This window comes from Nocardioides sp., from assembly GCF_016462705.1.
Lineage (GTDB): Bacteria > Actinomycetota > Actinomycetes > Propionibacteriales > Nocardioidaceae > Nocardioides.
Map to the genome: position 1 here is coordinate 1 of NZ_JAEMSS010000270.1, position 4,062 is coordinate 4,062.

The 4,062-nt window shown below is 76.2% G+C and carries 1 protein-coding gene and 1 pseudogene; both read right to left on the reverse strand.

What is annotated here, in order from left to right; translation table 11 throughout:
• On the reverse strand, positions 1 to 1,893 hold a 1,893-nt coding region (locus tag JHD21_RS21175), incomplete at its 3' end, for an FAD-dependent monooxygenase (protein WP_292679452.1).
• A pseudogene (locus JHD21_RS21180) lies at positions 1,890 to 4,062 on the reverse strand (hypothetical protein); the annotation flags it as partial. The gene JHD21_RS21175 and the pseudogene JHD21_RS21180, both read right to left, overlap by 4 nt.

Genomic DNA, 4,062 nt, shown 5'->3' on the forward strand with positions numbered 1-4,062 from the left:
CCCGGGCAGCGGGTAGGGCGCGATGACCGGCAGGTACGGCGCCGGGTCGGTGGTCCAGCCGTACTCGGTGATCCGCGCGGCGCTGCGGCGCCCGGAGATCATCCGGAACAGCTCGTGCTGGTCGGCGGTGACGCTCCCGCTGGGCGGCCCGTCACCGACGGTCCACCGGCGGTCGCCGTCGGTGAGGACGAGAGCCGGCAGCCGGGCCTGCTGCAGACGCTGGTGGAGCCAGCCGCGGAAGCTGGCGAACCCCCAGCGCGCGACCGGCGACGAGGCCGGGCCGGGCGCGTCCAGGGCCTCCCTCAGGTCGTCGAGGTGCACGCACAGGTCGCCCACCGGGGCCGCCAGCCCCCAGTCCGGCTCGCCACGGACCGGCGGCCTGCCCCGGCGCAGGGCGTCCGCCAGCTCGGCGCCGCGCACGCCCAGGTCGTCACGGAGACGCCCCAGGGTGGGTCGGGCGTGCTGCCGGACGTGTCCCGCGGTCCAGGCGTCGCGCGCAGCGGCGGCGTCCGGGTCGGCCCAGGCGGCCACCGCGCGGTCGTAGAACTCGCCGGCGAGCGAGTCGGTGGCGATTCCGACCAGGTGGGCCAGCAGGTCGCCGACCGCCCAGTCGGGGCAGGCCGGGACCGGGCGGGACAGGTCCTCGTCACCCAGGTCGAGCAGCAGCCGGTCCAGCTCGGCCAGGCCCTGCTCGTAGACCCAGGCGGTCCGCCATCGGCTCGTCCGGTCGGGGGTCATGACGTCGTGGGGAGCCCGCTGCTTGGTGAAGACGTCGAGGAACTCCTGCGAGGTGGCGGGGTCGGCCGCGAGGCCGGCGTACAGCGCGGCCGCGCCGCTCGTGGCGAGCGTGCCCGCGGCGAACGAGAACTCGTAGTGGCCGGCGGCGCGCGCGTCCCGCCACGCCTGGTAGCCGGAGAGGTCGCCGCCGGCGAGCAGCTCGGTGGCGACGTGCCGCCCCTGCGCCAGCGCGTCGCTGATCCCCTGGCCGGTGGCGGGGTGCTTGTAGAGCCCCGCGTCGCCCACGAGGGCCCACCCAGGACCGGCGGCGTCCCGTCGGAACCCGCGCAGCATCGTCTCGGGCACGCTCACCACGTCGCCGATCCGGCCGGCCGAGCGGAGCAGACGTGGCTCGACCACGTCGGGGAAGCGGTCGAGGGTGGCCAGGTAGGCATCTCGGCGGTCGTCCGCCGAACCACGGGTGAGGTCCGCGGGGCCGGAGACGACCAGGAGGTGGACGTCGTCCTCGCACGGGGAGGACATGAGCGCGACCCCGGCCCGGACGTCGATGTGGCACCAGTCAGCGGCCGGCAGCCCGGTCCAGTAGCCGAAGAGCATCGCGAGGTCGCCGCGCAGCTCGTCGCGAGGCGCCAGGCCGAGCCGCCTCGCGACCGTGGACGTGCGGCCGTCCGCGCCGATGACCCACGGAGCCATGGCGACCGTGCCGTCCTCCAGGGTCACGCCACGCACCGGGTCGACGGCCGTGCCCGCGCCCGCGAGCCCGGTCACGGCGGTGCCGGTCCGAACCTCGGCGCCCGCTGCCTCGGCGGTCTCGACGAGAGCGGCGTCCAGCACGTGCCGGCGGATCGAGCACATCCGGTCGTGGCCGCCGACGGGCGTGAACGTCCCGGCCACCTCGTGGCCCTCGACCCGCCAGGAGTAGCGCACCGGACGCAGCTGGTGTCGTGCGTGGAGACGCGCGAGCACGCCCATCTCGTCAAGCACGTGGAGGCCGTCGGGGAAGATCTGGTGAGTCGACACGGTGTCGCTCGGGAACCGGTCGCGGTCGACGAGGAGGACCCGCCGGCCCGCGCTCGCGAGGCGGGTCGCCACGGTCGCGCCACCCACGCGGGCGCCGACGACGATCGCGTCGTAGCTGGGGGCCTTCTCGGTCATGGCTCGACTGTGGACGAGGGGCGTGGAAGCGGCGTGGAAGCCGGGTGGAAGGGGTCGTCGGTCCAGGGGAGGCCCATCGAGTCGGCCACCGTCCTCGCTGCCGCCAGGGCCCGCTGGGCCTCGCTGTCGTCACCCCGGACGGAGTGCAGCCGCGCGGAGGCCAGGTGGACCCGTCCGGTGCGGCCCCGGTAGTCCTCGCCGCCGGCGAGGATCTCGCGGCACCGGTCCAGCTCGGAGGAGGCCGCGTCACCGTCGTACGCCGCCAGGAGCCTGGCCAGCTCGGCGCGGGCGGCGAGCTCCATCGGCACCTGGGGGCCGGTCGTGCCGATCTCGGCGGCCCGGCGGAGGCAGTCGACGGCCCCCTGGACGTCGCCGAGCAGCTCACGCGCCTCGGCGAGCCAGAGAGCGTTCACCGCGGCGTCGTGGAGGTCCCCGGCTGCCGCGTCGTCGGCCATCGCCGCCGCCCACTCCGCCTCGGCCTCCTCGCTCCGGCCGTCCCGCAGCCGCAGCAGGCGACGGCTGAGGGCCGTCGCCGGGAGTCCCGCCACCACCTCACGGGCCGTCTCGTGCTCGCCCGCCGTGAGGAGAGCCATGCCGAGCTGGTCGACCAGCGTGTCGTGGGAGTGACCCGTGGAGGCGAAGCGCGGCTGGCCGAGGCCTCGTCGGCACCAGGCGCGACCTGACCGCGGGTCGAGGAGGTAGATGGTGTGGCGGATGGCGGGCGCCTGCGCCGCGCTCCAGCCGAGGTAGGGGTCGCCGAGGTCGTGCGCGGCTCGCCACGTGGTCTCGTCGTGCGCTCGCCCCTCGGCAAGGGCACCCCGGTTGAACAACGCCCAGCCCCGGGCCCAGCCGGCGCTCACCACCAGGTCGGGACGTCCGCGGCGTTCCGCATCGGCGAGCACGGCGTCGGCGGACTCCTCCAGCAGCCGGGTCCGGACGCCGAACATGGCCACCTGGGTGCGGCCGGTGTGCACCGACGTCGCCACGTCGTCGCCCATCAGCCGCTCGGCGGCGGCCAGGTGCTCCAGTGCGCGAGGCACGTCGAGCACCGAGTGGTGGAGGCTGAGCGCCGCGCCCAGGCGGCTGTGCGCCCGCCCGAGGTCGCGCGGGTCGCGGGTCTGGGCGTGCACCTCGAGCGCTGCCTCGCGCAGCGCCACGATCCGGTCGAAGCCCCGGCTGCCCCGGATCCGCAGTCGTGCGGTCTCCTCGGCCGCCGCCGCGTACGCCGTCCGGTCCGGTAGCACCGACAGGATCTCGACAGCGTCCTCGCCGTGCTGGATGGCCTCGTCCCAGGCATGCAGGGCGCGCGCCTCGCGGGCCGCGCGCAGGCACCACTCCGCGGCCTCGTCCGGACCCGCCAGGTGTCCGGCGCCGCGCAGGTGCCGCGCCACCCGGGCGGCCCGACCGGCCACCTGCGCGGTCGTCGTGGCAAGGGCGTCCGCCGCGCGCCGGTGCAGCCGGCGTCGGGCCGGTGTGGCGAGCTGACGGGCGGTGGCCTCGCGCATCAGCTCGTGGGGGAACGCGTAGCCGGAGCTCCAGGAGCCGCTCGACTCGATCAGGAAGCCCGCCGCGACCGCCTCCTCGAGCGCGTCGGCCACGGCTTCCTCGTCGGCGGCCACGACCTGCGCGACCTGTCCGGGGTCCACGTCGTGGCCGAGCACGGCCGCGGCCGCCAGGAACGTCCGGCAGGCCTCCGACACCGATCCCAACCGCTGCACGAGGACGTCCCGGAGAGCCCCGGGCACGCCCAGGTCCCGCTCGCCATCCGCCCAGGACCGCGTCACCTCCGCGGCGAAGTAGGGGTTGCCCCCGGTGTGCTCCCAGAGCCGTCGGACCGCGTCCTCGTCGAGGTCGGGGAGGATCCGGCGTGCCAGGTCCGCAGTGGCCGGGAGGTCCAGCGGCCCCAGTGGCACCTGCTCGGTCAGCGCCCGCAGCCCGACGTCCCCCAGCAGCTCGAGGAGCGCCGGGTGCCGCCCGCCGGGCGGGTCCCGGTACGCCATGACCAGGGCGGTGGCCTGGGGGAGCCGGCCGGCCAGGTGTCGAAGCAGCCGTGCGCTCGCCCGGTCGATCCCCTCGGCGTCCTCGACCACGAGGAGCACGGGTCGGTCGGCGGCGAGACGCTCGAGCAGGGCACGCATGGCGGCGTACGCGGGCGGGTGACCAGCCGGG